The organism is Methanosarcina sp. DH2 (assembly GCF_020804225.1).
Classification (GTDB): domain Archaea; phylum Halobacteriota; class Methanosarcinia; order Methanosarcinales; family Methanosarcinaceae; genus Methanosarcina.
The window spans coordinates 25052-52031 of the sequence record NZ_WJBI01000015.1; the positions used below are offsets into that span (position 1 = coordinate 25052).

24 protein-coding genes are annotated in these 26980 nt (G+C 40.2%); 6 read left to right on the top strand and 18 right to left on the bottom strand.

The features are described from left to right. The first annotated feature begins 89 nt into the window (after positions 1–89). Positions 90–1076 (top strand): transposase, encoded by a 987-nt coding sequence (locus FXV91_RS14845; protein ID WP_229391580.1) that lies wholly within the window; start codon positions 90–92, stop codon positions 1074–1076. Positions 1077–1657: 581 nt separating this feature from the next. Here the strand turns inward: FXV91_RS14845 and FXV91_RS14850 are convergent. The 15 genes from FXV91_RS14850 to pdxS all read right to left on the bottom strand — a co-directional run bounded on the left by FXV91_RS14850 (position 1658) and on the right by pdxS (position 16780). Beyond that, positions 1658–2668: an ABC transporter ATP-binding protein gene (locus FXV91_RS14850; RefSeq protein ID WP_229391463.1), complete on the bottom strand. Its 1011-nt coding sequence runs from the start codon at positions 2666–2668 to the stop codon at positions 1658–1660. 1 nt (position 2669) lies between these two features. Further along, on the bottom strand, positions 2670–4247 hold the full coding sequence (locus tag FXV91_RS14855) for an NEW3 domain-containing protein (RefSeq protein WP_229391464.1): 1578 nt from the start codon (positions 4245–4247) through the stop codon (positions 2670–2672). After that, entirely contained in the window at positions 4240–5151 is a 912-nt protein-coding gene (locus FXV91_RS14860; RefSeq protein ID WP_255680638.1) for an ABC transporter permease, read from the bottom strand. Before FXV91_RS14860 ends, FXV91_RS14855 begins: the two co-directional genes overlap by 8 nt. 12 nt (positions 5152–5163) lie before the next feature. After that, positions 5164–6054 carry an ABC transporter permease gene (locus tag FXV91_RS14865; RefSeq protein ID WP_229391466.1) on the bottom strand — a complete coding sequence of 297 codons (891 nt, stop codon included), beginning with the start codon at positions 6052–6054 and terminating at the stop codon, positions 5164–5166. Beyond that, positions 6051–7838 carry a TolB family protein gene (locus tag FXV91_RS14870; RefSeq protein ID WP_229391467.1) on the bottom strand — a complete coding sequence of 596 codons (1788 nt, stop codon included), beginning with the start codon at positions 7836–7838 and terminating at the stop codon, positions 6051–6053. Before FXV91_RS14870 ends, FXV91_RS14865 begins: the two co-directional genes overlap by 4 nt. Before the next feature lie 85 nt (positions 7839–7923). Next, positions 7924–8841, bottom strand: a complete 918-nt coding sequence (locus FXV91_RS14875) for an ABC transporter permease (protein WP_229391468.1) — start codon at positions 8839–8841, stop codon at positions 7924–7926. Between the two features lie 10 nt (positions 8842–8851). After that, a complete protein-coding gene (locus FXV91_RS14880) occupies positions 8852–9751 on the bottom strand; it encodes an ABC transporter permease (RefSeq protein WP_229391469.1) in 900 nt (299 codons plus the stop codon). Between the two features lie 22 nt (positions 9752–9773). Then, entirely contained in the window at positions 9774–11645 is a 1872-nt protein-coding gene (locus tag FXV91_RS14885) for a hypothetical protein (protein WP_229391470.1), read from the bottom strand. A 106-nt stretch (positions 11646–11751) separates the two neighbouring features. After that, entirely contained in the window at positions 11752–12168 is a 417-nt protein-coding gene (locus tag FXV91_RS14890; RefSeq protein WP_229391471.1) for a hypothetical protein, read from the bottom strand. A gap of 616 nt (positions 12169–12784) precedes the next feature. Continuing rightward, positions 12785–13564 (bottom strand): winged helix-turn-helix transcriptional regulator, encoded by a 780-nt coding sequence (locus tag FXV91_RS14895; protein WP_229391472.1) that lies wholly within the window; start codon positions 13562–13564, stop codon positions 12785–12787. After that, positions 13524–13784, bottom strand: a complete 261-nt coding sequence (locus FXV91_RS14900; RefSeq protein WP_229391473.1) for a hypothetical protein — start codon at positions 13782–13784, stop codon at positions 13524–13526. Before FXV91_RS14900 ends, FXV91_RS14895 begins: the two co-directional genes overlap by 41 nt. Before the next feature lie 48 nt (positions 13785–13832). Further along, on the bottom strand, positions 13833–14024 hold the full coding sequence (locus FXV91_RS14905) for a hypothetical protein (RefSeq protein ID WP_229391474.1): 192 nt from the start codon (positions 14022–14024) through the stop codon (positions 13833–13835). Between the two features lie 242 nt (positions 14025–14266). Continuing rightward, positions 14267–14674 carry a pyridoxamine 5'-phosphate oxidase family protein gene (locus tag FXV91_RS14910; RefSeq protein WP_229391475.1) on the bottom strand — a complete coding sequence of 136 codons (408 nt, stop codon included), beginning with the start codon at positions 14672–14674 and terminating at the stop codon, positions 14267–14269. 297 nt (positions 14675–14971) lie between these two features. Then, on the bottom strand, positions 14972–15571 hold the full coding sequence (gene pdxT / locus FXV91_RS14915; protein ID WP_229391476.1) for a pyridoxal 5'-phosphate synthase glutaminase subunit PdxT: 600 nt from the start codon (positions 15569–15571) through the stop codon (positions 14972–14974). Positions 15572–15883: 312 nt separating this feature from the next. Beyond that, complete coding sequence (gene pdxS, locus FXV91_RS14920; protein WP_229391581.1) at positions 15884–16780, bottom strand: pyridoxal 5'-phosphate synthase lyase subunit PdxS; 897 nt, start codon at positions 16778–16780, stop codon at positions 15884–15886. A gap of 753 nt (positions 16781–17533) precedes the next feature. On the opposite strand from pdxS, the gene FXV91_RS14925 reads away from it, so the two are divergent. Beyond that, complete coding sequence (locus tag FXV91_RS14925; RefSeq protein ID WP_229391477.1) at positions 17534–19147, top strand: hypothetical protein; 1614 nt, start codon at positions 17534–17536, stop codon at positions 19145–19147. Between the two features lie 82 nt (positions 19148–19229). On the opposite strand, the gene FXV91_RS14930 is transcribed toward FXV91_RS14925, so the two are convergent. Continuing rightward, entirely contained in the window at positions 19230–20261 is a 1032-nt protein-coding gene (locus tag FXV91_RS14930) for a phosphatase PAP2 family protein (RefSeq protein WP_229391478.1), read from the bottom strand. Between the two features lie 472 nt (positions 20262–20733). On the opposite strand from FXV91_RS14930, the gene FXV91_RS14935 reads away from it, so the two are divergent. Beyond that, positions 20734–21183 (top strand): hypothetical protein, encoded by a 450-nt coding sequence (locus FXV91_RS14935; RefSeq protein ID WP_229391479.1) that lies wholly within the window; start codon positions 20734–20736, stop codon positions 21181–21183. Between the two features lie 66 nt (positions 21184–21249). Here FXV91_RS14935 and FXV91_RS14940 read toward each other — a convergent pair whose 3' ends face one another. Then, on the bottom strand, positions 21250–21402 hold the full coding sequence (locus tag FXV91_RS14940) for a hypothetical protein (RefSeq protein WP_229391480.1): 153 nt from the start codon (positions 21400–21402) through the stop codon (positions 21250–21252). A gap of 769 nt (positions 21403–22171) precedes the next feature. Here FXV91_RS14940 and FXV91_RS14945 point away from each other — a divergent pair. The 3 genes from FXV91_RS14945 (at position 22172) to FXV91_RS14955 (ending at position 25992) form a co-directional block, all read left to right on the top strand. Continuing rightward, on the top strand, positions 22172–23101 hold the full coding sequence (locus FXV91_RS14945) for a dienelactone hydrolase family protein (protein ID WP_229391481.1): 930 nt from the start codon (positions 22172–22174) through the stop codon (positions 23099–23101). Between the two features lie 272 nt (positions 23102–23373). Continuing rightward, complete coding sequence (locus FXV91_RS14950) at positions 23374–24426, top strand: metal-dependent hydrolase (protein ID WP_229391482.1); 1053 nt, start codon at positions 23374–23376, stop codon at positions 24424–24426. A 360-nt stretch (positions 24427–24786) separates the two neighbouring features. After that, positions 24787–25992, top strand: a complete 1206-nt coding sequence (locus FXV91_RS14955; protein ID WP_229391483.1) for a metal-dependent hydrolase — start codon at positions 24787–24789, stop codon at positions 25990–25992. A gap of 218 nt (positions 25993–26210) precedes the next feature. Here FXV91_RS14955 and FXV91_RS14960 read toward each other — a convergent pair whose 3' ends face one another. Continuing rightward, positions 26211–26834 (bottom strand): superoxide dismutase, encoded by a 624-nt coding sequence (locus tag FXV91_RS14960; RefSeq protein WP_229391484.1) that lies wholly within the window; start codon positions 26832–26834, stop codon positions 26211–26213. Positions 26835–26980: the final 146 nt, after the last annotated feature.

Consider the following 26980-nt stretch of genomic DNA (forward strand, 5'->3'; position numbering starts at 1 on the left):
GCACTTTTTCATAAGTTACATTAAAATACTTTTTTTAATATATTGGTATAAATATAATCAAAAAAAAAAAAATCTCTGGGTTGAATTAAATAAATCCTCCTAAATGCACTGATCTTGATTACATCAACTTTCTTATCGCTTCTTCWCGCGTATTTAGCTGTACCGAAGCTTCTAAGTGCAGTTATTTAGATTCTAATMATCCAGCTCATGACTCTTTTACCCGTCTTCTTCTAAGGCAGCCTCCGGATACGGAGGCTTTATGGGAAGAAGTAAAAGATATAGTCACTCCTTACACTGGATTTCTTGTTTTCGATGATACTGTTCTGGATAAACCATATTCCAAGCGTATGGATCTTGTTTACAGACAATGGAGTGGTAAACATCACCAGATTGTAAATGGCATCAATCTTGAAACCGTTRTCTGGACCTATAATGACGCTATAATTCCTGTTGACTTTAGAATTTACGATATAAATACTGATGGAAAAACCAAAAATGATCATTTCCTTGATATGTTGAATAAGGCAGAAGAACGTGGTTTTAGACCTGAATTTGTTCTGTTTGATACGTGGTATTCCAGCATAAAGAATCTCAAAGCAATTAGGAAAAAAGGATGGCACTGGTTGACAAGGTTGAAGAAAAACCGRTTAGTTAACCCTGATAAGACTGGYAATGTMGCAATTGAATTGTTAACTATTCCACCASAAGGTATGACGGTTCATCTGAAAGAATATGGTTTCATTAAAGTATTTAGGATAGTTTCCGGGGACGGAGACACGCAGTACTGGGCTACAGATGTACTGGATATGCAGGAAGAAAAAAGGAAAGATTTAGGGAAAAAAGCCTGGAAAATTGAAGAGTATCATAGAGGAATAAAGCAGTTTTGTGGAGTCGAAAGGTGTCAGGCAAGAAGAAATAGTGTACAGAGAGCACATATTATGATGGCACTAAGAGCATTTCTAAGATTTGAAATGCAAAGAATAAAAACAGGAATTACATGGTTTGAAACAAAGTTAAGCATTACAAGAAACGCTGTAAGTCAATATATCAGAAAACCAATATATGAATTAGATTAAAAAGTAAAAAACTCGAAAGCTGCCTGCAAAGCAGGCAAGTGCGTAAGTCCTATAATATTTTCCATCTTTTCATATTACTACCCAAAAAAGGTTAAAAGCCCGACTATATATAACTACTGTGCAAATTCTCAAACAATCAGCATTCCTGTTATTATTAAATATTGTTACGAAATTAGAACAATTGACTGAAAAAAAGTCGCCGGATAACTCTTATCCAGCATATTTTATGAAAAAAGAGATGCTGTGAGGATGTATTTTCGTCCTCAACGTCAGAATAAAATCGTAACTTTTATAAGCTATTCAGATAAGCATTCAGAGAAGCTGTTTTCCGGCTCCCTCACCGGATCTGCACTCATAAACTTCTGTAATTTTCATAACGGCAAGGGCTTTTGCAGGGAACCTGTCCCCCATGCTTTTCACAGCCTTATACATTTTTTTGTAGTCTTCCCCTTTCGATTTGATTTCGAAGCCTCTTTTTATTCGGTAGCATTAGATTTTCAACTGCATACAATGTCTGTTCAAATATAAGTTTTTTCCAAGCTCCAAGCAACTTTTTAAATGACAAAAACACTTTTTTATATTTATGCTCCTTCAATAATTTTAAGGAACAGTTTCTGCAGATTCATTTCTTCTTCCTCGAACATGGATACTGTACCACCTGCTTTCCTGACAGCTTTTGCAATCTCCGTACGAAGCTTCGTCTCCGCATGTACTTGCAGAGTTTCGTCCTGAATTTCAAAGTCGGTCACCCCCTCCACATTTTTCACGGCTTCTGCTGCCTCAGAGAGCGGAATATCCTGAACCTCAAGCAAATAATGCAAACCCTCCTTTGCTCTGATTATATCCCGTAGGTCTTCGACCGACCCGACTGCCAGCAGTTTTCCTCTTGCGATTATTGCTATGCGGTCGCAGATCTCCTCAACTTCTTCCATGGAATGCGAACTCAGAAAAACGGTAACCCCTTTACTCCGGTTAAGGTCTTTTATAAGATCACGCATCATCTGAGCTCCAAGGGGATCGATGCCGCTTGTCGGCTCGTCAAGGAAAAGGACTGAAGGTTCATTAATAAGAGCCTGTGCAAGCCCGAAACGCTTACGCATGCCTGTGGAAAAACCGCCTGTTTTCTGGTCGATGGCACGGGTAAGGCCCACGGTTTCAAGTAAATTTACAATCCGTTTTTCCCTGACTTCGGATTCGATATCATAGAGTTTTGCATAAAAGCGAAGGTTCTGCCTTGCAGTGAGGTTGTCATAAAAACCGGCAGGTTCCGGAAGAACACCTGTTGTTTCCCTTATGTTTATTACCTCGCGGACAATATCAAAGCCTGCAACTTTCCCGCTTCCTTCGCTTGGTTCAAGCAAACCGATTAGCATTTTCATGGTTGTGGTCTTACCAGCCCCGTTCGGGCCCACAAAGCCGAAAACTTCTCCTTTTCTTACCTGCAGGTTCAGATTATCAACCGCATGTATTTGATTCTCCTTCCCGAAAATTTTACTCAAATGAATGGTTTCTATAGCGAATTCATCTACTTTCGGTACGATTTCGTTTAGTTCTAATTCCATGCTTATTGATTCCATACTCGTTGATTCCATTTTATCGCCTTCCGAATTTACGTACTACAAAAACAAGCACAAGGACTGCAAATCCAAGCATTGCTATGCCTAGAAGTCCGCTACTTGCTGATTTTTCAACATTAACCTTGATACTTTTCTCAGAACTCACCAGGTCGTCACTCTTTGCCCGTATAAAAATTTCCTTAATACCGGAGCCGGCATTGGCATTTGCAGTTATCTCTACAGGAACACTTCTGGACTCTCCTGCTTCCAGCTCATCTATCGTTCCGAAACCCTGAATCTGCGCACTGATCCCATTTGCCTCATTAATTTCAAGAGTAACATCTTCCAGGTCTTCATCTCCTCTGTTTTCAATATTAACCCGGACTTCAGAAGAGCTGCCCGGATTCAGCGTCAATTCGCTGGGATTTGAATTGACTTTGAGCAGTTCCTCGTTTTCGATGTCGTTGTTAATGCCTACCTCAAGCTGCCGGGTAACTCTTTTATCCCCGCTCACCGCTGCTATTATGACCGGATAGAGTCCACTTGTGGCGTTTTGAGAAGGCTTGACCTTTACTGTAAATTTCTGTTCTTCTCCTGCAGGAAGCATCAGGGAAGCAAGCCTTCCTTCCTTGTCTTCCTCGGTAAGAAATTCGGCTTTCCATCCTTCAGGTAAGCTTAAGACTTCAAGTTTCAGCTTAAGCGGTTGATCATACCGGTTTTTCAAAGAAACCGCAAATTCCGCAGTTTTTTCAGGTCGAATATCAAATCCCATTATGTTGGAGTTCAGCTCTACGTACGCACTTAAATCCTCATCCAGGGAAAGTTCAGGGTTTATGCTTACGCTGAGCGGCAAAAATACACTCCGGTTTCCTTTTTCCGGGCATGCGGCTATCAAAATTTCGTAATCTCCTTTTGTTGCATTGAGCGGAGGATTTACAAGAATTTTAAACTCCTGGCTTCCATCTCCAGGAACTCCTAATCTCGTAATTCTGGCTCCGTCAGTGGAAAGCAGATCAATTCCCCACTCCTCGGGTTTCGAAACCAGAAAAATCCGAAAGTTTGCTCTACTATCATATTTATTTTCTACAAAAGCCCCGAAACTGACAGGAATCCCGGGATGGGTCTTTTTTCCAGGGATATCAGAATAAATCTCCAGGTTAGGCATTGCTGCCCTGTCAACCGTTACTGTAAATTCCCGAAAGATTGTATCAGAATTTGAAATATATTCCCCATAGGGCTTCAGACCTATTTTGATAGGATATTCTCCGTCCTTTGCATTTTCAGGAACTCTGATTTTAAGGATTAACTCCTTTTCACCAGCCTCTTTGGGCAGAGTTATGTGACTGACCTGGCTACCGTCGGCATAAATACCTGCAGTCCAGTTTTCAGGCACTTTACTTATGAAAAGCATGACCGATGTGCTCTTTGAGGTATTGTACCCTTTTTCCACAGTAAAGCTGAACTCTACAAGGTCCCCAGGTCTTGCAACCTTGCCACTGATGTCGTTCCCGACCGTGACCTGAGCGAAATCCGCTCCGGCCGGAAGAGACATGAGAGAGAATAGTGTGAGTATTATCAACACGATTGGGAGGAACTTCTCTCTTATATCAAGCACTTATATCCTCCCTCAAAAATTTCAGATACGCAGCTATCAGGAGGATTAGAGGAGCTGTGAACAGGACTGCAAGATTTGTCCAGAATTCTTTTAACCACTGAGCTAGAGTAAAACGAATATCCAGAATCCCACTTATGTTTTCCCTTTCTCCTCCTGCCCCCCATCCAAGGCTCGCTCTTCCAGTACTTAACTCTGCATAATGGTGCATTGGGGACAAAGCCGCAAGACTGTTAGTTATATCTAGGCTTCCAGCACTTACTATAGGTTCAAGAGAATAACGGAAAAAAGTCAGTATCCAGGTAAACATAATACTAAGAGTTAACCAGATAACAATATTATAGACAATTGAGTCCGTAGATTCTCTAATAAAGATAGAACAAACAAGCCCTATACCAAGGAATGACAGGGCATAAAGGAAAGTAAGAATAAACCAGACTGCAATTCTGTTTAATTCCATTAAGCTTACTTTTGTTCCCAGAAGGAGAATAATTGTTCCTAAGGAAATTCCGCTTGAGATCAGCATCACTACCAGGAGAAGAAGTACAGCTCCAAGCACTTTTCCAAGAATTATCGTGTCCCTGAATACGGGATGTGTTAACAAAACGTTCAAAGATGCTGATTTTCTTTCCTTTATTACGCTATCAAAGCTTAAGGAGATACCTATAAGTGGGCTGAACCAAGCCATCATTAATGAAGTATTATAAAATCCTTCAAGAACCGCTGATTGAGGTACAGGTATCTCGCCTATTTGGCTATAGAATTCTGTCTGAAGGATTTCTCTATATGTGACTGCAAATATTGCCAGTATTAAAGTTCCGAGTAAAGACAAAAAAATAGGACTCCAGAAGCTATCTGCAAATTCTTTTTTGGCAATTATCAGAGCTTTTTCGAAATCGCAATTCATTCTATCTTCCCCTCATATGTCTCTTCTAAGAAATGCTACATATGAAACTATAAACATCAGTGAAGGTATGCCTGTCAATATCACCAGATTTGACCAATAATCAGCAAACCAGGTTCCAAGTCCAAATCTTGTGTCAAAAATTCCAAAAGTGTCTTTGCCTGATGAAATTCCAAAACTTCCATAACTTACACGGACTCCGGTTACGGCTTCAGCATAATAACTCGCAAGAGAAAGTTTTTGTAGGTCTTCACTCATGGTCATGGCCTCTTCATTATTATTGAGGTCGACTATTAATTCCCCGGTGATAATAGATGAAGCAGCGGTAACTATAGCTCCGAAGATCAAAACCAGATTTATCCAAACTACAAGTCCGGAGATAAATGAGCTTTCGGAACTCTTAGAAATAACCGAAATTAACAGGCTGAAGGCAAAAAAACCTGAGAGATATAAGAAAGTGAGTAATGAAAAGATGAGGATCCGGTTTAGTTCAGAAAATCCAACATCTATCCCTGTTAATATCAGAAGTGTGCCTATTGAGGCGATGACCGAAATAAAAACTACAAAAATAAGAGCTCCAAGACCTCCTATGATTTTTCCACTTATGATATTGTCCCGGAAAACAGGATGTGTCAGCAATGTGTTCAATGATTTCGAATTTTTTTCCCTAATGACCGAATCAAAGCCAAGGGAAAGGCCGAGGACAGGAAGAAAAAGTGTTATTACCTGGGCAATATCAAGAAAGCCAAATTCAAATATATTAAATCCGTTTTTTCCATAGTCAACACTCATTGAAAGAATGATCAATGTGAAAATTCCAAGTAACATCCTGAAACTAGGGCTGCATAGATGATCTGCAAATTCTTTCTGAGCAATGACCTCGATATTTCTCAGGTCTGCCTTCACAGAAAAATCCTCCTGCAAATGAAAAAAAGAAGGAGCAGGACGACAGTAATTCCCCTGAAGCCCGGAACCTGAAATTCGGGCCTTGAATCTTCCTCTTTTTCAGAATCAGAAGATGTTTCCGAAACTACGGATTTTTCCGGAGATGCAGAGGAGTTCTCTTCCACGATAAGGACTTTACTTGCGGGTCTGTATCCTGCTTTGCTGGCATTTATCACATATTTTCCTTCAGCAGGACAGCTGTAGTTCAGAAAGCCTGAGCTGTTGGTAAAACCAATTTCTTGTTCATCAAGGGTTAGCAAAGCATCTGCAACAGGTTCCGACATGCAGTGGACTCTGAGTTCGCAGTTTTCTCCCCCAGTGGGCGTCAGGAAATCAATAGAAAGAGGGTCTTCGTATCCTCCGAGTTTTATTATAGATAAATCTGTGGGGTCGTTGCTAACGAGCAGTCTGCTCCCGTCAGGACTCCAGCCTTCTAGAAACCTATAATCTTTACCATCTTCAGTAAGTTGTATTTTTGTTGATCCGTCCGGAGTGAAAACAAAAATAGAACCTGATGAAATAAGACTGATGAAGTCTCCTGAAGGGTGCCATTCATAATCCGTTATTGCAGACGCGATAAGGTTTTTTTCACTTCCGTCAGGATTTATCGTATAAAGATTATCGTCCTGTGCAAAAGCTATTTTATCTCCTTTAGGGCTCCAGCTGGGTTTGAAGATGATATATCCTGGAAATTCTTCAAGCAATTTTACATTTTTTCCTGTAGAATCTGCCAGAAATATATTGACTCCGTCATCGTTTACGGTACTGAAAATCAGGCTTTTCCCATCTGGACTGAAACTAAAAACATCTTCATTTCTGAAAAAAGATCCTGTTGAAAGTTGAACTTCATCTGTTCCATCAACTTTAATTGAATAGAGACCGAAATTATCATCAACATAGAAGATTCTGCTGTCATCAGGGTTCCAGGCAATCACTATCCCGTTATCCGCCAGTCTTTTATTCTCAGTTCCGTTCTCATTTATTATCCAGAGACCAGTTTCTTCGTCTTCGGTCTGGCCAGTAACGCTATACGCTATTTTTTTGCCATCGTTGCTCCACAGTGCAGCCTCTACACGATCAGATGTATCTGTAAGCTGCTTGAGCACATAGCCATCCTGGTCAAGTAAATATAATTGATAATTCAGAGGGTCCAGATCCATTATTATAAGGGCTTTTGTACCTTCCGGATTCCACATAAAATTAGTTTGCCATTCAATATTCAGAACATTTTCCTTTACTTCGTCAACTGATGTATAATTACATTTACCTGCAGTCTTGATCAATGTTTTATCCGGGTCTGCAATTACATAAAAGTCCCTTACTCTGGGAATATTTGAAAAAATTTCAATCCGGTTTCCATCCGGACTCCAGGATGTTTCCTGTGTCTGCAGGTTTTCCGGGATGTGCAGGCTCAGGGATTTTTCTTTTGTGTTGCTTGGAGTTGATGCAAGTTCTCGAATTCCGCTTCCATCTGCATTCAGCATATAAATTGCATGAAGAGTAGCTCCATACTGAGAGTTAATAGATGCTTCTACCAGCAATTTGCTACTATCAGGACTCCATGAACCGCTAATTATGGGTTGTTCTTTGAGATTGGTTCCAGAAGATTCTACAAGACTGTCAAAATAAGGGTTCACTATTTGTGATACGGACGTAATTTTTTCAACGCCCACACTAAGATTTTCAGATGAAGCTGCAAGACCTGTGGATGTGCTTGAAACAAACAGGATTAAAAGTAAGCTCATTTGCAATATCTTTCGCATATAATCCCTTATGAATGTAAATTTATTCATTTCTCGGCTTCCAGAATATTTTAAAAAAATAAAAAAGTCAGGCATCTATATCCCTCCTTAAAAAAGTCAAAAATGAAAGAATAAAAAGCGGCAGAGGAGCTATAATTAAAAAGAGCAGATTCGGCCAGAACTCACCAAACCATTGAAAAATAGTAAAGCGTGTATCAAAAATTCCCTTGATTACAGGTTCACTATTAACTCCTCCCCAGCTAAGATCAATATCTCCGACTGATACTTCGCTGTAGTGATGAAGCGGTGAAACAGTTACCATTTTGGATGCCAATTCGAAAGGTTCGGATTGCCCGGTAACAATTGATGCAATTGCAATAATGATCGAGCCAGAAACAATGCAGATTGAAAGCCATATTATAACATTGTACACCAATGAATCCTCAGCATCATTGGACACGATAGATAATAATATTGCAATTTCAGCGAAGATTAATACGTAAAAAAAATTGAAAATTATGGATACTATAATTCTTATGAATTCTGTTTCACTCATGGAAACGCCAGAGAGCATAAGAATGGTTCCGGCCGGAACTATCGTCGAAAAGATAATGACAGTCATAAGAACGCCCATTATCCCGACCATTTTACCAGCTATTATGTTATCTCTGAAAACCGGATGGGTCAAAAGTACGTTCAGGGACCCAGACTTTCTCTCTTTTACAATAGTGTCAAATCCCAGTGCAATTCCGATCAAAGGTGAGAACCATCCGATTTGCCAAGTAACACTTCTGAAGCCGGACATTAATGTAAACTCACCTCCAGACTGCTCCACCATATATTCTCCCAAATATACACTTCGATATGAAAAAGCAAAAATTATCAGGGTATAGGTAGCAATTAAAGCTAAAAATAGTGAGCTTGATGTGATATCTGCAAATTCTTTTTGTGCAATTTGGAATATATTTTTTACATTTGGGATCATACTTTTTATTTGTCGGCTCATCGTCTTTCCCTCAGTTACTTATATCCTGCTTCAAAAAAGCCATAAAAGATATGATAAGCATGATTAATGGTGCTGACAATAAAATTACTATATTTGTCCAGCATTCTCCCAGCCACTGGTTAAGCGTGTAACTTAGATCAAATATTCCTTTAACGGAGTCAGGACCTATTTCCGAAACTCCTCCCCAGGTCATCTCTGGAACTCCGATCACAAGCTCCGAATAATAATGAACTGGAGTTAGTTTTTGAAGTTGTGCGTTGAGAGCCAACATGTTTTCATTGTTGCTGTAGTCAAAAATAGATTGACCAGTAACTGTTGTCGCAATCACAACGATAAGACCGCCGTATACAACGCATAAGATCAGCCATGCACAGATTCCATAACCCAGAGAATTGACCGCATTTTTTGAAACGATTGAGGTGAATATCCCCAGTAACAAAAAAAATGATAAATAAAGGTAGGTCAATACCGTAAATATGAATACTCTGCTCAATTCAGAAAAAGTTACTTGAATACCGGAAACGAGCAGTATAGTCCCTACTGACACTATTACAGAAATAAAAACCACAAGCACAAGGGTTATCATTGCACCCAGGATCTTACCTGTGATGATGTTGTCCCTGTACAATGGATGGGTCAAGAGAACATTTAAAGAAGAAGATTTTTTTTCTTTGATTATGCTATCAAAACCGAGTGAAATTCCTAGCAAGGGCAGGAACACAGCAATAATCTGGGCTACATCAAGAAAGCCCATTTCAAATATACTGAGACCATTTATTGAAGCGCGATAGCTAAAAGAAAACAAAATTATTGCAAAAACTGAAACCAGGGAAACAAATCTCGGGCTCCATAAGTTATCTGCAAACTCTTTCTGTGCAACCACCAGGACATTTTTAATATTCACTTCCATTCATATCCCCTGATTAACCTTACTATTTTTTGTTTATTGTATGGAAATAAAATAGTACAGATATAAGCCCAAAACACGTTAAACATGCAGTAAATCCAGGCAGTTCTGCATCATTTGCATCTGGGGGAGTCACAATTTCCAGGGCAACTTTATCACTGATTTCCTGTTCACCTGTATAACCTTTAACTGTGACTATCCGACTTGTGGTAGAGTACCCTTCTTTAACAGCTCTAATCTGAAACTCACCTTCTTTGCTAAACCTGTATACCAGAGCTCCTTTTTCGTCTGTTGTTCCAACAGATTCATTCCCTGCAAAAATGGTTACACCACCAATTTTTCCGGAACTTGACCTGACTGAAATATTAATATCAGACTCGCTCACAGGACCTCTTTCAATTTCTATGAACATTGGCAAGTCATATTCAGGTAATTCCAGAAGATAATCCTGAGAAACATAATCCTTGTAGGAATTCTCCTCATCGGAAGAGGCTTCTGGAGAAAATGTCCTGGCAATGAGATAACGTCCAGCCGGACTCCAGCTTATCTCCTCAATATAAGAAACGGGAAGTTGAATTGTCTTTAATTCTTTTGTGGACGCGTTGATTAAGGCTAACGTATTACTCTGAGTTTCATTTGCAACTCCAAGAACCAGGTCCCCTTTGTTATTCCAGGCATATCCGTTTTGAAATATGTCCCAGTGTTTTTCTCCTGAGCCGTCGCTGGACATTAAAACATACTCAATAATACCTCGATCAGATAATCTATTGTATTTACCGGAAGAGTGAGTTATTTCGATAAATTCTCCTGAAGGGCTTAAAGATACAACAAAATCACTGGAACTGCTGAACAACCGGGTTTTGCTGTCCCCATCAGCAGACATGGAATAGAGGGTATATATGCTTCCAGTCTCATTTTTCGAGAGTTCCTGAAATATAATATTATAACTGTCAGGCAACCATCCATAAACAATACCGTAATTAAGAGATACCGGCCGATTGGATTGTTTATTTTCTACATCAATAATGTGTATATCAGAAATTAGCTTGCCAGACTCTTCATTCCCTATAAATTCGTATGCAGCAAGTTTGCTGCTATCAGGACTCCACGCAGTCCTGTCAAAGCAAATATTATCTGCTGAAAAAACTGTATTTACCTCATTGCTTGCAGGATTCAGAATGAAAAGATCTCCCTCTTCTGCAAAAACGACCTTTTTTCCATCAGGAGACCAGATAAAATCATTATTACTAAATTTAGTTTTATAATTCTTTACCGGAGTCTCTTCTGAAACATTATCTACCAGATCCAGAATAAACACAGATGATTCCTTATTTTCGTTAAAACCAGCATACAGCAGCTTATCACCTTTCGGAGACCATTCGTAGACAGGTCCCTCCAGTGAAATCTGTTCCTTTGCGAGCAAATCCAGACTTTCCGAGTCAACTACATTAATGTAGTGGGTTCCGCCAATAAAATGAACATTACCACCCGAAGATTCCTGATACATGAATGAATCTCCCGCGCGGTTCCATACTGGTATAGCTATTCCGTTGTGTCCATTTCTCTGGCGAGTATAAGGTGTGTTTTCGGCCCAGGCTATTAGTTTTTCCCCGGACCCGTCCCCATTTGCAAGGTACAGAGCCTGCACCTGTGCCAGTGTTGTCTGGCTCTCCTGATTCTTCGTACAGACATCAATTAATACAAAAACAAGAACACGAGTTCCGGAAGGGTCCCAGTAAAAAAATAATATCGGACTTCCATCTACATCAAGGCGGCTTTTGTCCACGCGGCTTAAAGCATCTTTACCAATAGTCTGATTGAGATCAGATACTAATGAGGCATCCATTGGATCAGAGCTTATGTTATCTGCAGAGGCTAAATCCATTGCAGAAATCATCAACACAAATATTAACAACATATACAATAGATTACATTTCCTATACATTGTTCCACCATTTGCGAGTGAAAAAAATTAAAAGGAGAAAAGATCAATTTCCTTCTCTTTAATCAAGCTGCGGATTTCTTCCAGCGAGGAACTTGTATAGGCTATTTCCTCCATCGATTTTAATTCGAGGCAAGGGATCAGTATACACATCGCCCCAATGGTCACTATAGGAGGAACTGACGCGTGCTGTATAAGAACTCGATGTTTTGTACAGCCTCATATCCCCATTGGCACCATCAATAAATTGTTTCTCTAAATCTATGTACACATTCTCTCCAGTATATGCAGTAAACTTAAACCAGTCTGGCACACTCGAACTTTTTACATAACTTCCATAAATCCAGAGAGTTCCTTCTGGGACACTAATTGTAGTCGCCTCACCATAGGTATGTCCAACTGCCATGGCGGTTCCCATGTTCAGAACTAGAATCGCTGCAAATAACATACCGATTTCAAGTTTTCTCTTTATTGTCATATATTTTTACCTCGCGATTTTGCTCCCGAGGCAGGATTAGTAAGACTTAAATATTCTTAAGGTTAACATGACCATGCCTCCGGGCATATGGAGGTCAAGTGGATCCTTCAAAGAAAGTTTGACCTCCATAGAATTACTACTAACACACTCTATATAAACCACAAAGTTTTTCGTCAGATCATTAAACAATCAGGATAGATATTGAATTTATGATTTCGTTTTTCAATGATAATATTTAATAGCACAAATCATTTGATGCTCCAGATAAAGTTCATATATAAACACAAAGCTGTACAATAAAAAATATTTTGGTTTATTTATGTTGAGCTTTAATTACGAGCTTATCCTAAAACTCAGAATTTGCTTCTCAAATCTTATATTCCGAATAATCGACCAAGTTTCTAATCATGAAAAATAATCCTAAAAATTGTTAATGAGTATAAGTTAAATGGCTTTTAAGATAAGCTCTATTAGAAAATGAGGCAAATGAGCACTGAATTATACGAATAAAAACTACGTCTTTTTTTTGAGAAGGTTCATAATATAAATCTAGGAGAATGGAGGAGTCTAAGCGAAAAATGATAGAGTTTAAAGTACTTTCGTTTATTTGAGCCTACTATTCAAACAATTTCATATCCTTTTTGATTACATCCCGATAAACAGAATTTATACTGTATGTTGTCTTCCTTCCTATTTTATTTTCTTCAATAAGATCTAACTCCTTTAATTGTTTAATATACCAAGTAATTGCACCTTTGGAAATTCCTATTGTCCGGGCAAGATCTCCGTTAGTGTTACATTCTTCCTTTAATATCTTTGAAATTATCTTTAGAATCATTTCATTTTGAAGGGCTGAAATAACCAGCTTTTCTTTTTCACTGTATGTGGAATTATTCTGGAAATATCGGAATTTTCCTAGATCATTGTGAACTTCGATCATGTTTTCCATTTCTAGAATATTGAGATGATGGCATAGAGTCATCCGATTCAGACCCATATTATTTACAATCTCACTAACACAGACCCCAGGATTGGTTTTGATAAAGGAATATATATTCTTTCTCTTCAGAACTCCAACAGCATTTGAACGATCCGCCGCTCGAAACCCAAGTATTGCGAAAATAAGCTTTGTAGGATACAGTAGGGTATCTATTATCGATAAGATTTGCATAGTTGCCAGCCAAAGGAGGAACTGCCAGTAGGGTATTGGGATGACTTCAAGTTCTACTACCTCTTCTCCGTTAATTGAAGCTCCGGCTTGATTACTTGGAGCGGGGCTCACAATATATTCCGTAGCTCCGGCTGTAGTTGTTAAAAGAAAAAATAGTAAACAGATGGCAAGCTTCTTTTGAAGCTTAGTGCTGGTAAACATTAAATGAGTAGTCCTCGGTTCCACTGACCGATTCTCCATAGATCTTAAACTTCCAGACTCCCTGTTCCATGTATCCCTGGGAGGGGTATATATTGAGGCGTATCCTACCGTTTATGCTTCCATCAGAATTATCACGGTAGGTTCCGATTTTGCTTCCTGAAGGGGTGTAAATGCTGAGAGTCAGGGAATCACTCGTATCTCCCCAATTCAAATCCACTTCAAGATAGTTTACTCCCGAGCCCACATTTACATTGTTAGTTATAGTCTGCCCCTGGCTTATGTACTGGGTTAATCACAAAGAAGAAATAAAATTCTCTGTATCAGAAGAATTTTCTATCCAGGGGCTAACAATGTACTCTATTCCAGCAGAAGCCGGAGCATCTACCGTGTTTGAATTTTCCGTGTGTTCCTCTTCAGCTGAAACCGCAGGCACAGCCATCAATCCTATAACGATGCATAATACTAATATTTTCCATCTTTTCATAATACTACCCAAAGAAATGGGTTAAAAGTCCGAATATATATAACTTCTGTGTAAGTCATCAAACAATCATCATATCTGTCTTTATGAAAGATTACTACTAAATTAAAAAGATCGTCTAAAAAAGGCGTAATGATACCCTTTACCCGGGATATTTCTTCAAAAAAATAGAGATTTAAGGATGTTTTTTCGTCCTCAGCATCAGGATAAAATAGTAAATTTTTTATATAGCCTCTTAAAGGCTTTCAGAGAAGCTGCTTTCCAGCTCCTGCACCGGATTTACACTCGTAAACTTCCGTGATCTTCATGACAGCAAGGGCTTTTGCAGGGAACCGGTCTCCCATTTTCTTGACAGTTTTGTACATATTCTCGTAATCTTCCCCGTCCGTTTTAACTACAAAATCTCCCTTTATCTGGTAGCAGCCCTTGACTTCAGGACCCCATACATAGATTGCTCCTCTCGGGTTTTCTTCAAGGTTCTGGCGAGTCTTGTGGAAGTAGTTATCTGCAATCCAGATAGTTTCTCTGTCTTCCTGGAGCTTGCAAAAACCAATTGGTATTACGTTCGGATCTCCATTTCTGGAGGCGGTTGCAAAGGGAAAAATCTTCATTTTTTCAAAATCTTCGACCATTTCACTGCTCAGTTTGACCATTTACTTCACTCCTTCATTGAAGCTTTTTTTATTAATATGGATACAATGAATATATAACTTTGAAGGCATCAAAAACATAGAATGTTCAAAGGTTTCAGTTCTGCTTTTTTACCTGCAGGAAAAATATGCAGAAAAAAAGCCTAAAGGGAAGAAAAAAGTAAAGAAGCGTAGAGAAAAAATGACGAAATGCAATTAATGTAAAGAAAAAGAGATAGGGGTAAGAATAGAGATAGGGAAAAGGAAAGAGATAAGGATCAGTTGCCGGAAACAAAACCGTGGACCTGACCCGTGTGCCTCTTAACAGTTGAGAATCTTGTCCAGGAAATACTGGTGGATGCGCAGATCATCGGTTAATTCCGGGTGAAAAGCAAGAGCCAGCACGTTTCCCTGTTCTGCAGCAATAATCATATCTCCAAGCCTGGAAAGAACCTTCACACCTGGCCCGCAACTTACGATTCCAGGAGCCCGGATAAACACGCCGGTAAAAGGAGAGTCAAAGATAGCTACTTCAAGTTTCGCCTCAAAGGAATCTCTTTGCCTCCCAAAAGCGTTTCTGTTGACTCTGGTATCCATTATCCCTAGCAGTTCCTGGCCTGTCTTCTCTACCTGCTGGTCTCCTTCCTTTGCAAGCACGATAAGTCCTGCACAGGTCCCGAGGGTAGGAACTCCTTTTGCAGCCGCCTCCTTAATCTCTTCCGCAATTCCCTCGCGGGCAAGTAGCCTGCAAAGTGTTGTACTTTCTCCGCCAGGAATCACAATCCCGCTACACTTCGGGACAATTCCTTTATGCTTTATCTCAACTACCTCTGCATCTATTCCTCGTTTCTCAAGGGCTCTCCGTAAAGCATCAACATGCTCAGAAACCGCTCCCTGAATAGCGATTACACCTATTTTCATTAAAAACACCATTTTCCAGAAATTAATCATTCATTTGTTGACTCAAAAAATGTAAAAATTAAATTGATTCTACTCTTACAAACCTATAAGAATAAATCTGTTTTTAAAAAATTAAATTTTAGCCCCTTGAAAGAAGCTAATTTATAACGTAAATTAGTCCTTTTAGCTCAGCTCAATAGTAACCCGTAAATTAGTCCTTGAGTTTAGCTCACTGCAATAACTTCCAAAGTAGTCCTCTTGAGCGAAGCGAAAAGAACTGCGGGCTCCAGAATCGCAATTCGGGTGGCGCAACTCGGGATTACTTAGTGGATTTTACCAGCCGCGTTCCTGAAGGGCTTCCTCTACTGGAATCATATCTGCACAGATACCTTTCATACCTGCACCCACGCCTTTTGAGATTTCAGCGAGTTTTGCAGGGTTATCGTAGTTGTTTACAGCTTCAACGATTGCTTTTGCCATCTTTTCGGGGTTTTCAGCTTTGAAAATTCCTGACCCGACAAAGACCCCGTCTGCACCAAGGCGCATCATAAGTGCGGCATCTGCAGGGGTTGCAACTCCGCCGGCTGCAAAGTTTACCACGGGCAAACGCTGCATTTTAGAGGTTTCAACTACAAGTTCTATCGGGGCTTCGATATCCCTTGCAACCATTATAAGTTCTTCTTTGGTCTTGCCGGCAAGAGCACGAATTTCTCCCTGGATCTGCTTCATATGCTTTACTGCCTGGCTGACGTCGCCTGTTCCGGCTTCTCCTTTGGTCCGGATCATGGCTGCACCTTCGTTGATCCTGCGGAGAGCTTCTCCGAGGTTTCTGGCTCCGCAGACAAAAGGCACTGTAAACTGGGTCTTGTCTATGTGATAGAAAGGATCTGCAGGAGTAAGGACTTCGGATTCGTCAACCATGTCAACGCCAAGCGCCTCCAGGATTTCGGCTTCGACAAAGTGTCCGATCCTTGCTTTTGCCATAACAGGAATGGTGACCGTATCAATGATCTGCTGGACAATTTCAGGGTCTGCCATCCGGGCAACTCCACCCTCTTTTCTAATATCTGCAGGGACAGCCTGAAGGGCCATAACAGCAACTGCTCCGGCTTCTTCTGCGATCCTGGCCTGTTCTGGAGTTGTAACGTCCATGATCACACCCCCTTTCTGCATCCGTGCAAAGCCCCTCTTGATAAGTTCGGTCCCATGTCTCAATTTTTCAAAGTCCATGAATGTCATCCTCTTTGTTTTGATCAAATCTGTAGTATATTGCCGTGAAAAATCTTTTCCACAGATGAAAAGGCTATAAGACCCTTTCCGCCAGTTACAACCAACAGGTTGCGATTTTTAGTTTGCTGTTTCTCCAGTGAATTGTGAATACGCTCAATAGTTAAAAGCATTATTTAAGCTATTCCTTAATTATAGAGCACAGATTAAATTAACTTAAAATGATTTAAAATTTGTTATCTTTTATACTGAGCATCAACATTGGTATTAACTGTCCTGTTTATCTGGCCTTTTTAACATCAGCTGTACTTTGAAGCCTTAAGTAGCCAATTTACAGTATTTTCTTAAAATATATTTATAAATAAATTTCCCAGTTTGATCTGGCTATCTCGAAATCATATGATTTAATCTTCCTAAGTGATTATATAATTTAGTTCAATATATTACATGTATTATTATATAATACAGCACATAATTCTTGAGATAAAGTACAGGAAATGAGATTAAATCCGAATCTTCAACGCTCAGTTCTCCAATATAAAGTTTTTGTAAATTACCCGAGAGACAGGACGCAAAGATCTCTTTTAGAAGGTGTATGCTTCCCTCAATAACTCCTTTTCCTCAGATAAGTATACGAAAAGCTGTATGAAAAAAATAATTATAAGGCATGCAGAACCATTCAATATAGAGCATTTTTTCCGGGATGGTTCTGGATTTCAGAGATTTACTGTTTATTTACTTCGGGGGAGTCAGAAGATGGGGATTAGACGTATGAAGGTATTATTGATATGTGCTTTTTTGTTTACTGTACTTACCGCGTTGCCAACACATGCACAGATGGAACAGGGCGGGTCAGGTGCGGGGATAGGTTCTGGAATGATGCAGGGTTACGGTTTTGCGCAATATGACAGCAGATTTAATGGTTTTGGTTCGATGTCCTTTAAAGAAGTATCAGATAATTTCGGAGTCCCGGTTGAGGATGCCCTCTCTGACCTCGAACTTCCGGAAGATATGGACACGCAGCTCACAGTTCTGGAGATTGAAGAGCTGTATGGTGTCTCAGGACAGGAACTTGCCAGTTACATGGCAATGAACATGCAGCAGGGGAATATGTCCCTGAATTCGAGGGAAAAACTCTTGATGCGTCAGCAGGCCATTCAGATAATGCGAGCCGGTAGAGGCAGGGGAATGTTTTTCATGCGGCAGGGGAGCTTTGCCTGCGGAAATTTTACCACCTTCAACTTCAACGAAAGCGGGAGAATAGAAAATTTCGCTGTAGGAGGAAACCTTCTCTTTGACTCTGTTGAGGTTTCGGGTTTTGAGTACCTTGACGAACAGATTACGGAAACAACAGTGTTTTACCAGGATATTGACAGCCAGATCCTTATTCAGGATTCCCCGATGGGAATTCTCCAAGTCAGGGCTTTTGCAAATAAAACCGTCACTTTTAACCTAGCAGATGGGGTAAAAGCAAGCCTGGAAAAGGATATTTCCAGTGAGCTTGAGAGTCTAGCTCCCATAAAAGTTATCGCAAACAATTTTGAAGGATATCTGGTGTTTTTCAGGAATCCCTGTGCCGAGAACCCCGAAGGATCTATCAACGGGACTGATGCAGGGGTAAAGGGTGACGAGATCACAGTCAATCTTATAGAAGATAGTGTGGTAATGTTCAGGGCAAGTCCCATGCAGCCTTCATTGATGCAAACCGGATACAGATACAGTCATGATTATGCTTACATGAATCAGGTGCTTAACAGGGAAATAGCAACCGGAAATTTCGGAGCTGAGATAGCTTTCCGTGCAGGTTCGGATCAGGTTTCCGTTACAAATTATGCTCCTGTTAACCTTAAGGTAAGGGACAGGGACCGAGACCGTATTGTGCTCTGTGTTGAATCAGAGATTCCGGATGGAAGAGTTATTAACATAAATGTGGATAACGAAACCATCAATCTCACCAATCCCGAACTCCTGAGGATCAGATATGACGGTTCAATAATTGAAGAAGCTGACAATATTGATGAACTCTTTGAAAGCGGAAACAAATCGCTTTGCTACAGGCTGGAGGAAGATGGGACAGTTTCACTCGCGGTGTATATCCCACAGTTCTCGGGACATGAAATCATAATAGACCTTGTATCCGAAGGAAAGGAGAGTGCAGCAGATGTATTCGAAACTGATGAACCGGCTCTGGATAAAAATGAATTAGATGGAGCCGATGAAGAAATAAACGAAAATAAAGAAAGGGTTTTAGAAACTGGAGAGCCTAAAACTAAGAACGAAGAAAGTGATACAGAATCGTCTCCAGCTTTTGAATTATGGTTTGCAATCACGGGCATGGCAGTAGCGTATGGGCTGAAGCACAGGGAATAAAACTCAGAACCATATTGCCTTGCTAAATGGTAGAAATCTTCAAAAAATTGAAGATTTTACCCAATTTATCCAGGATTCTTGTTTATTTCGCGTATTCTTTTACCCCATCTCTTCCGTACAGGTTAAGTTTCATACAGATACTTACAGAAATCCATATAGTAAATGCAGGAATGAAGCTCTTTAAGAACTCTATAAATGTAACTCCAAGGTAACTGGCAGTGTTGGTTGTGTCAAATCCTGTATCAAGAACAAGGGCAGATACCCCAAACAACATGAGAGCAATAAATACCCTGGTAGCTCGCTGCCACATATCTCCGGTATCTTCCGGAAGCCCTTTATGCATTATGAGAAGATATGCTGCGTTCGTGCCAAGGAAATATCCTGCTACTTCGCCACTTATAAGGTACAGGGCTGTAAGAAGGAAAGGGATTAGGAACATGATTGAGTAAAAAAATAGATTCTTCTGCCTGAAAACAGGTTCAAAATTCTCCTTTTTGAAAAAATCATCTTTTAACGGGCTTTTAAGGAAGCGCGTAAAAATAATAAGAATAATTAAACCCAGGGCAGCTCCTCCCAGCACGTCTCCTAAAAAATGCCTCCCCAGGTATATCCTTGAAAAAGCTATGAGCAAAACTACTGCAGGAGCTAGCCTGCTGATCGTTCTGCTGTTGAAGATGCTGGAGGTCCCTCCCCAGAGTGCGGTGGTAAGTGCGACATGCCCTGAAGGGAGACCGAAGGGAGAATCTGGAAATATCTCCTGAAGGCGAAAAGCCTTAAGAACCTCCCTGTCAGGAAGTTTAAAAAAGCCTGATTCCCCGCTTCCATTAAAAGGAGTGGTGTTTTTTATTCCATCTTCCAGGTTAATTACCCTGCGATCTACAAAATCCGGCCTTGGGAAGGCAATCATTACCTTAAAAACTTCGGTAATCAGGGCAGTCCAGAGCAACAGCTGGAAAAGAAGAAAACCTTTCTTAAAATCAATCCCGAAAGCAGTGATAATTATTATGCCGGCAAAAAAGGCGGGAGACCCCATTGAGGTTATCAAAACCATGAGGAAAGTAAACCATTCGGTTCCAAGGGACTGTAGGTAAAGTATAGGTTCGGTCTGGAACAAAGGACATAACTCCTGATAAATACGCGTAATATGAATTGTAGAAGCTTACAGCACCCGGAAACTGCCCACGTACTCAGAAAAAAATCTTCACTGTACTCAAAAGCTCCTCGACCGTAAAAGCCTCTGTTGATTTTATATTGAATTATTTAAATGTTGCTTTCTAAATAGATGGAAACCGGAAGCTCAAACTTAAAGCTACAGACTGAAAACTTTCCTTCAGAGTATCTTTCTTCACATTCCCTGCAGATTATCCGAAAGCGCCTGCCTGACTGTTCATGCAGTATGTTTCCATCACATGAACAGCTGCTCTGTTTTGTCAGATTCTTAAAACTTGAAAAGCTATTTATTATTGTGACAGCAAATTATCGGTTGCTTTAATTTCATTATCTCTGAATCTAATAGAAATCCTCCCCGAAAATAGAAATTTCCTTCCTGAAGCGATCCACTTACGAAAAATGAGGCTAATTATTTTATGTTGAACCAGATAGATGACACCCGCAAGAAACGAGCAGTTATCATTTTCCTTGCCACCATTCTTTTCATCTCCATGAAAGGGTTTCTGTCTCCTGTAGTAGGTGTTGGCTTTGTTCTCCAGAAAGAAGTTATTGGGGTCAGTGGGGATCAAAAGGTTGTAATATTCCAGAGTGATATCGAAGGGATCCTGGCTGAAAACGATTCTCTCAGGCTACTCCTTCCTGAAGATTCCGAAAATCTCCAGATCAGTGAGATAACTGAAACCGAGCTTAAAAAAACGTACCCTGAGATCGAGTACATTGTTCACATGAGGCTATGTACTGAAGATTCGGTTCGAGAGTACAGAGTGAACAGAGAGGATTTCAATATCCTTAATATAGGCACTGTTGCCAGATTCGAAGTTTATCGCTCTGAAAGGACAGTAATCAGAAGAATTATTGAAGTTTAATTTGTTCAAATGGCAGAAATGGAGAAACAGGATTTCAGAGCTTCCTTTATTTGTTTTTTTCCTTTTTCAGGCAGTCCATTTTTTTATTAACTGGCGCTTTTTGGGGTCAAAAAGAAATAATTGCTGGCTTGCCCGAATTGCGTCTCGCCCGAATTGCGTCTCGCCCGAATTGCGCCTCGGGAGTACGCGGTCCTTTTCGCTGCGCTTTGCTCCGCTCAAGAGGACTAATTTATGGCTTATAGCATTGAACTCCATTCAAGAGGATTAAATTGATATTTTGATCAGTATAACCATATTCACCATACCAGACACAGAAAACAAAGCGGGGAAAATGCGCAGCTGTACAAAAAAAACAGAACCAAATGCTGTCCGGTCAGTTCTTTTTCGTTTTTTTGTATCCTTTTGACTGGTGGGGCCGGCAGGCTGGCGAAGGCACTTTATAATTTTAGATTAAAAGCAGTCCCTGAAGTCAGGAAAAATGCTTTTAAGGAAAAGTGGGCATTTCTTAGCATCAAGCTTCTCTTTAATTGTGAATTCATGCCAAACCTAATTTTATTCTTAAATCAGTAACGCTTTAGAGAACTATTTATTATGATAAGAAATTCGATTGATAATTAAGAATATGGATTAAGAGAAGCAATATTAATTTCGGGATGGTTGGCTGCAACCTGTCTGACAAAAAAGGAAGAGTCAAAAGATGAGTTTCCTGTTATTCTGAATGAACTCAATCAATGGATAAGGGCTACAGGCTTTCGGTTAAAAGTTTTCGGTTAAAAATTTTCGGTTAAAAATTTTCAAATTTACCTTTTTTGAGGGAATTTACTATTCCAAGTTTTATACTCTTCAATATATAATTGGTACATACTTATATTATGATTAATAAATTGCATGTAATTATAGTACGAACGGGGAATTTAATGTTCTGGAATTTATGATAATCATGAGAGCATGACATTCTCCGGTTGTAAGGTTAATATGAGGGGGTTACATGAATCGAACTAAACTACTAATAGTGTTTTTGTTTCTTGTAAGTTTTCTTGGAGCTACAGGCTGTGTGGAGTCTTCGGACTCAGATGAAGTGCCAGAAGAACCCGTTGATCCGGAACCAATCCCGGATGGGCCGGAGGCTGATGGAGGTGACGGAATTGAAATTGGGGGCAATGCTCTTGCTTCCGAGTCCAGGACTGTGAACTCTGAGACTGCAGAGGATTCAGGTCAGATTCGGACTCTCACAGTTAACATCACAAGCGAAGAGCAGGACTATCCGGCATATATTGCTGCTCCGGCTGCAGAGGGGAATTATTCGGCTGTGGTGCTGCTTCATTCCTTTAACGGCCTTGAGCCAGGCTACCGTGATATGGTGGACAGGATGGCAGGTGACGGATTTGTCGTGGTTGCTCCTCAGTGGCAGACCTATTCCCGCTCACCTCCTGATTCAGAGGTAGAAGCCCTTGTCAGAAACAGCGTAACTTACCTGGAAAACAGGGATGATGTTGATCCGGAAAAACTGGGGCTTACCGGTTTTTGTGCAGGCGGCAGGTATACTATGCTCTTCCTGCCCCAGATTGAGGAGTTCGAATCTGGGGTTGCCTGGTATGGTTTTCCTTATTCAGGCGGGACTGATACCCAGCCGGACGAGCCGGCAAGCCTAATAGACCAGATGGAAGACCCGGTCCTTGTCATCCACGGCACACGGGATGAGCCGAGCAGTATCTCAGATATCTACAAATATGCAGGCGAACTGGATGCAGCTGACAAATATTTTGAACTGAAAGTTTACCAGGGGGAACCTCACGGCTTCATGATCGAAGAAGGAGAGCTTTCTGAAAGCTTCGTTGCACAGGACGCATATGAGGAGATGGTGGATTTCTTTGACAGGACGCTGAATTACAGGACACTGGATAATTCATCTGAGTGACCTGAGAGACATTATTTACCCCATCAATTCATTTTATTTTTATAAAAATAATAATTCATTCTATTTCTGTCAAAATAGAGATTTATATTTTGCCTATCTCCAGGATTTCTCTTTTAATATGCTATTTTTATTTTTCATTATTACCGGAAGTAAAAATAACTTTGTAACTCCCGAATACGATTTTTCAAAAAAGAAATATAGCTTTAATATAGATTTAATATAGATTTAATTATTATAATTAATCAAAAATGCTTTTGCCAGGAACAAAGACTATGGTAAACACACTTTCTCACCTGGGAATAGGTTTTCTCATTGCCCTGGCTTTAGGCCTGAAAGGAAGGAAAGTAAATATTGTGGCTTTTCTTTCCATACTTCCTGATCTGGACTTTATTCCATACTCGGTGTTTATATCTGTTAGCAGCAGCCTGACTCATGAGACCAGAATCCAGCTTTTCTATCTGTTCGGACACAGGGAGTTTATGCATTCAATCCTGTTCATTTTTCTGGTTATGCTTTTAATCTGGGTAAAAAGCAAAGACTGGATTCTTACTTTTGGAGGGTTTCAGGCCATTTTATCCCATGTTTACCTGGATTATATTACAACCTGGAAAATGCGACCTTTCTATCCGTTCAGTACAGATGCATCCATAATGGGAGCAGCCTATTTCTATGATCCCCTGCTAAATTTACTTCCACTTCTGCCCCTCTCCATTGTAATTTTGAGAGGTTTGAAGAAAAGGGGAATAATAAATGGTAAATTCAATAACTTTTGCAGTTTTGTGAAAAGGAGTGATGATAAACTCTACGCTTCTCTTATCCTTGTGCTCCTTGTCTGGATTATTTTTATGCCTGTTTCAAAAGCCCTTCTGATCAACCATATATCAGGGGTAGAAGAAGCTCAGATAAGTTACCAGAATACTTATCCCGAATCAATGAGCAGGTTCCTGACTGCATACTCGTTTAACTCCACTCATTATAAAGTCCTGAAAGTCAGCTATCTTTCAGGAACCGAAAGGAGTGGGTACGTTGAAAAAATTTCAGTAAATGGAGACATCCCTGATGCTCCTGCCTATATTGAAAGAGCTGAGAAGCTCTATAGTGCTGGCGTTCCTCAGGAAATCGATTATCCGGTTTATGTGGTTTCTGAAGACAATGATTCTGTAATAGTGACCCTGACTGATGCAAGAAACCCATATGCTGAAAACTGGGCTTATTTTAAATCAGTTTACAACTTTATTTTTGATAAGGATAGTGGAGAGTATCATGTTTATGCAAGTGTCCAGGGAGGGAGAGAAGAGAAGCTTGGTGAAAACTGGTTTGGGTGATCCTTTTTCAGAGAATTTTTTCAGGTGATCTATTTGGGTGACTCCTTAATCCTGAGGAAGAGCCGTATAAACAGGTTATAAGTCCTGATAGGTTCTGAGTTCTGTTTTGTCTTTTTATCTTATATAGAGGTTAATTATTCATTTGTTTATATTAGGGAGTAATTATCCATTTGTTTATATAATAGAAAGTAGATATAAGGGCAAAGTTATCATAGCATTAAAACTTCCTTATCCGGATCCATTCCCAAATTGTGGTTTTCTTACACCTCATTCAGCAAAAACACATCTCAATAACATCTGTTAATGCACACCTTAATAACATACTATTAATGCCACAGAACTTAAATTCATGGTAGATTTATGGTAAATACACTTTCCCATATTGGAATTGGTCTGCTCCTTGCCCATGTCCTAGGTCTTAAAGGAAAGAAGAGGCTTGGCCTGGTTCTCCTTTCTGTAATTCCTGACCTTGACTACCTCGGCTATTCGCTATTCACGCTCATCAGCGGCGGAGTAAGCCACGAGGCTCGAACCCAGCTTTTCTTTTTGCTGGGCCACAGGGAGTTTACACATTCGGTTTTTTTCGCTTTTATGGTCGCATTGCTCATCTTGCTTAAAACCAAAGACAGGGCTTTCACATTCGGAGGGTTTCTGGCTGTTTTCCTGCACATCTTCCTGGACTACACTACAAGTGCGAAAATGCGGCCCTTCTATCCGTTCAGCACAAACGAGTCTGCCCTCAGGGCTATATATCCTTTCGACCCGGTGATAAATGTCCTTCCTCTGCTGCCTCTCTTCATCGTGGCTGCCGAATATATGAAAAACAGAAGACAGTGGGATACTAAAAACAAGGGTAGCTGGAACATTAAAAGCAAGGGTAGCTGGAGCGTTAAAAACAAGGATAACTGGAATATTAAAAGCAAAAACAAATGGAATCTAGAATTCAAAGACAGATGGAGCATTAGAAGCAGAGATATATTGAATAGAAAATTAAGCAGACTAAACGGGTTCCATAGTTTCGTAAACAGGAACGAAGGCAAATTCTATGCCTCCTTTATTATAGTTCTCCTTATCTGGACCACAATGTTCCCTGTTGCAAAAGTCTTCCTGGTAGACCGCATCTCCAGAGCAGAAGGGACCGAGATAAGTTACAACGACACCTACCCTATATCCATCGGCAAATTCCTTGCAACATATTCCTGCAGCGATTCCCAGTATAAACTCCTCGAAGTCAGCTACTGGTCAGGAGTTGAAAAAAGCTTTTATGTCGAAAAGGTAACCGTAGCCGGGGATGTCCCGGACGCCTCTACTTATGCTGAAAGAGCCGGGAAACTCTACAGTAACTCGGTGCCTCAAGCGATCGATTACCCTGTTTATTCGGTTTCTGAAAAGGATGGGTATGTAACCGTAATTTTGAGCGATGCCAGAAATCCATATGTTAAAAACTGGCCTTATTTCGATACGGTTTACAGGTTCGTATTTGACAGGGAGAGCGGAGAATATGAGGTATATGAGAGCCACTACGGTAGAGCAGAAAAGAAGCTCGATAAGAACTATTTTGAGTGACTCATTTTGAGTGATTCATTTTGAGCAATTCCGTAAGCAGGTAGATTTTATTGAAAATTTGCTTAATAAAAATAATATAATTTCCGATTGCAGCTTTCAGAAAATAAAAAGGCTGCAATAGGAATTAGCACATCGCGGGTAAAGAAATACTTCTCCCATTAGCAATTAAATAAGTTTCTGGCGCTGCGCTGGACTATGCCAGACTGGGGACACCGGAATTATTCCATGCCCATATTTTGAATTTTCTTGAAGTACTTGTCAATTTCTTCCCAGTTTACTATATTCCAGAACGCGTCTACGAATTTAGCCTTTTCATTTTTGTAATCGATATAGTAAGCGTGTTCCCACATGTCCAGAACCATCAAGACCGGATAATCCGGAATCAGGTTTACATTGTGCTTTTCGATCTGCATGAGCCCAAGCCTTTTGGTATCATTGCAGTAAGTTAATGCCACCCAGCCGGAGCCTTCTACGCTTGTTGCAGTCTGCGTAAACTCCTTTTTAAACCTTTCAAAATTTCCGAAATCTTCTTTGATCACATCAGCCAGTTCGCCGACAGGTTCTTTGCTGGCGTTGCTTTCAGGAGTCATCTCCCACCAGAAGTAGTCGTGAAGGACGTGCCCTCCTAGGTTAAAAGACAGACCTTTTGCAGCGGATTTATAATCAAAATCCGTGCCTTCTTTCCTGGCTTTATCCATCATTTCCAGAAGCGAATTCGCATTAGTCACATAAGCCTGATGGTGTTTGTCGTGGTGTATACGCAGCTGTTCTTCGGAAATATAAGGTGCGAGGTCTGCGTATCCATATTTCAATGGTGGTAATTTGTACAATTCTTTAGCCATATTATCCTACCCTCTTGTAATCAATTGGTTTCGCAAAATTCGTACTGGAATATGGACCTGTACTTTCCAGTCCAGGAAACTTAGTTCCAGTTCAAGAAATCCCATTACAAATCCTGCTAACCAATTTTCCCCTTAACTACGTTAAC

Excerpts from the sequence above, each read along its gene's own strand:
- FXV91_RS14910 (WP_229391475.1), bottom strand. The coding sequence starts at position 14,674 with ATGGTCAAACTGAGCAGTGAAATGGTCGAAGATTTTGAAAAAATGAAG.
- FXV91_RS14905 (WP_229391474.1), bottom strand. The coding sequence starts at position 14,024 with ATGAAAAGATGGAAAATATTAGTATTATGCATCGTTATAGGATTGATG.
- FXV91_RS14885 (WP_229391470.1), bottom strand. The coding sequence starts at position 11,645 with ATGATTTCTGCAATGGATTTAGCCTCTGCAGATAACATAAGCTCTGAT.
- FXV91_RS14925 (WP_229391477.1), top strand. The coding sequence starts at position 17,534 with ATGGGGATTAGACGTATGAAGGTATTATTGATATGTGCTTTTTTGTTT.
- FXV91_RS14860 (WP_255680638.1), bottom strand. The coding sequence starts at position 5,151 with ATGAATTGCGATTTCGAAAAAGCTCTGATAATTGCCAAAAAAGAATTT.
- FXV91_RS14950 (WP_229391482.1), top strand. The coding sequence starts at position 23,374 with ATGGTAAACACACTTTCTCACCTGGGAATAGGTTTTCTCATTGCCCTG.
- FXV91_RS14935 (WP_229391479.1), top strand. The coding sequence starts at position 20,734 with ATGTTGAACCAGATAGATGACACCCGCAAGAAACGAGCAGTTATCATT.
- FXV91_RS14890 (WP_229391471.1), bottom strand. The coding sequence starts at position 12,168 with ATGACAATAAAGAGAAAACTTGAAATCGGTATGTTATTTGCAGCGATT.
- FXV91_RS14955 (WP_229391483.1), top strand. The coding sequence starts at position 24,787 with ATGGTAAATACACTTTCCCATATTGGAATTGGTCTGCTCCTTGCCCAT.
- FXV91_RS14875 (WP_229391468.1), bottom strand. The coding sequence starts at position 8,841 with ATGAGCCGACAAATAAAAAGTATGATCCCAAATGTAAAAAATATATTC.
- FXV91_RS14880 (WP_229391469.1), bottom strand. The coding sequence starts at position 9,751 with ATGGAAGTGAATATTAAAAATGTCCTGGTGGTTGCACAGAAAGAGTTT.
- FXV91_RS14850 (WP_229391463.1), bottom strand. The coding sequence starts at position 2,668 with ATGGAATCAACGAGTATGGAATCAATAAGCATGGAATTAGAACTAAAC.
- FXV91_RS14960 (WP_229391484.1), bottom strand. The coding sequence starts at position 26,834 with ATGGCTAAAGAATTGTACAAATTACCACCATTGAAATATGGATACGCA.
- pdxS (WP_229391581.1), bottom strand. The coding sequence starts at position 16,780 with ATGGACTTTGAAAAATTGAGACATGGGACCGAACTTATCAAGAGGGGC.
- FXV91_RS14945 (WP_229391481.1), top strand. The coding sequence starts at position 22,172 with ATGAATCGAACTAAACTACTAATAGTGTTTTTGTTTCTTGTAAGTTTT.
- FXV91_RS14870 (WP_229391467.1), bottom strand. The coding sequence starts at position 7,838 with ATGAGCTTACTTTTAATCCTGTTTGTTTCAAGCACATCCACAGGTCTT.
- pdxT (WP_229391476.1), bottom strand. The coding sequence starts at position 15,571 with ATGAAAATAGGTGTAATCGCTATTCAGGGAGCGGTTTCTGAGCATGTT.